The organism is Pseudomonas imperatae (assembly GCF_057128625.1).
In genome coordinates this window covers 1-2,226 of sequence record NZ_JBSKHP010000061.1, presented here as the reverse complement: position 1 = coordinate 2,226, position 2,226 = coordinate 1, and the positions used below count along the sequence as shown (strand labels likewise).

General features: G+C 63.6%; 1 protein-coding gene. It reads left to right on the top strand.

All coding sequences use genetic code 11. The features are described 5' to 3' along the window. On the top strand, positions 1 to 2,226 hold a 2,226-nt coding region (locus ACWKWX_RS32565; RefSeq protein ID WP_483829920.1), incomplete at both ends, for an efflux RND transporter permease subunit.

The window sequence follows — 2,226 nt, the reverse complement described above, 5'->3', positions numbered from 1 at the left end:
CGCCTGATCTTCAACAACCGTCCTTCGGTCATCATCCTCTGCCTGCTGGCCAGCCTCTTCCTGTTCTGGCAAGCCACACAGATCCGTCCCTCCACCAGCTTCGAGAAGATGATCCCGCTCAAGCACCCGTTCATCCAGCGCATGCTCGAGCACCGCAATGACCTGGCCAACCTGGGCAACACCGTGCGCATCTCGGTGGAGGCGGTGAACGGCGACATCTTCAACAAGGACTACATGGAGACGTTGCGGCAGATCAATGACGAGGCGTTCTACATTCCCGGCGTCGACCGCTCGGGCATGAAGTCGCTGTGGAGCCCCAGCGTACGCTGGACCGAGGTCACCGAGGAGGGCTTTGCCGGCGGCGAGGTGATTCCGCAGAGCTACAACGGCTCGGCCGACAGCCTCGAATTGCTGCGCAGCAACATCCTCAAGTCCGGCCAGGTGGGGCGGCTGGTGGCCAACGACTTCAAGTCGAGCATCGTCGAGATCCCGCTGCTGGAGTCCTACCCCGACCCCAACGACCAGGGCAAGCTGCTGAATCTGGACTACCAAAAGTTTTCCCACAGCCTTGAGGAAAAGATCCGCGACAAGTTCCAGGCGCAGAACCCCAACGTCAAGGTGCACATCGTCGGCTTCGCGAAGAAGGTCGGCGACCTGATCGACGGGCTGATCATGGTGGTGATGTTCTTCGGCGTCGCCTTCGTCATCACCCTGGTGCTGCTGTATTTCTTCACCAACTGCCTGCGCAGCACCATCGCCGTGCTCAGCACCACGCTGGTGGCGGTGGTCTGGCAGCTGGGGCTAATGCACGCCTTCGGCTTCGGCCTGGACCCGTATTCGATGCTGGTGCCGTTCCTGATCTTCGCCATCGGCATCTCCCACGGCGTGCAGAAAATCAACGGCATCGCCCTGCAGTCCAGCGACGCCGACAACGCCCTGACGGCGGCGCGGCGCACCTTCCGCCAGCTGTTTTTGCCGGGCATGATCGCGATCCTGGCCGACGCCGTGGGCTTCATCACCCTGCTGATCATCGACATCGGCGTGATCCGCGAGTTGGCCATCGGCGCCTCGATCGGCGTGGCGGTGATCGTGTTCACCAACCTGATCCTGCTGCCGGTGGCGATTTCCTACGTGGGCATCAGCAAACGCGCCATCGAACGCAGCAAGAAGGACGCGGTGCGCGAGCACCCGTTCTGGCGCGCGCTGTCGAACTTTGCCAGCCCGAAAGTGGCGCCGGTGTCGGTCGCGCTGGCGTTGATCGCCCTGGGTGGCGGCCTGTGGTACGGCCACAACCTGAAGATCGGCGACCTCGACCAGGGCGCCCCGGAACTGCGCCCCGACTCGCGCTACAACCAGGACAACCAGTTCATCATCGACCACTACGCCACCAGCTCCGACGTGCTGGTGGTGATGGTGCAGACCGCCGCCGAAGGCTGCTCGCGCTACGAGACCATGCAGCCGATGGACGAGCTGATGTGGCAGCTGGACAACACCGCCGGGGTGCAGTCGACGGTGTCGCTGGTCACGGTGAGCAAGCAGGTGATCAAGGGCATGAACGAGGGCAACCTCAAGTGGGAAAGCCTGTCGCGCAACCCCGAGGTGCTCAACAGCTCGGTGGCCCGCGCCGACGGCCTGTACAACGGCAATTGCTCGCTGGCGCCGCTGCTGGTGTTCCTCAACGACCACAAGGCCGAGACCCTCGACCGCGCCGTGGCGGTGATCAAGCAGTTCGCCGCCAGCCATGACAGCGACGGCCTGCAGTTCCAGCTGGCGGCGGGTAACGCCGGCATCGAGGCGGCCACCAACGAGGTGATCAAGCAGGCCGAGCTGACCATCCTGATCCTGGTGTACATCTGTGTGGCGGTGATGTGCCTGATCACCTTCCGCTCCTTCGCCGCGACGCTGTGCATCGTGCTGCCACTGGTGCTGACCTCGGTGCTGGGCAACGCGCTGATGGCGTTCATGGGCATCGGCGTCAAGGTCGCGACCCTGCCGGTGGTGGCGCTGGGCGTGGGCATTGGGGTGGACTACGGCATCTACATCTACAGCCGCCTGGAGAGCTTCCTGCGCGCGGGCCTGCCGCTGCAGGAAGCCTATTACCAGACGCTGAAATCCACCGGCAAGGCGGTGCTGTTCACCGGCCTGTGCCTGGCGATCGGCGTGTGCACCTGGATCTTCTCGGCCATCAAGTTCCAGGCCGACATGGGCCTGATGCTGACGTTCATG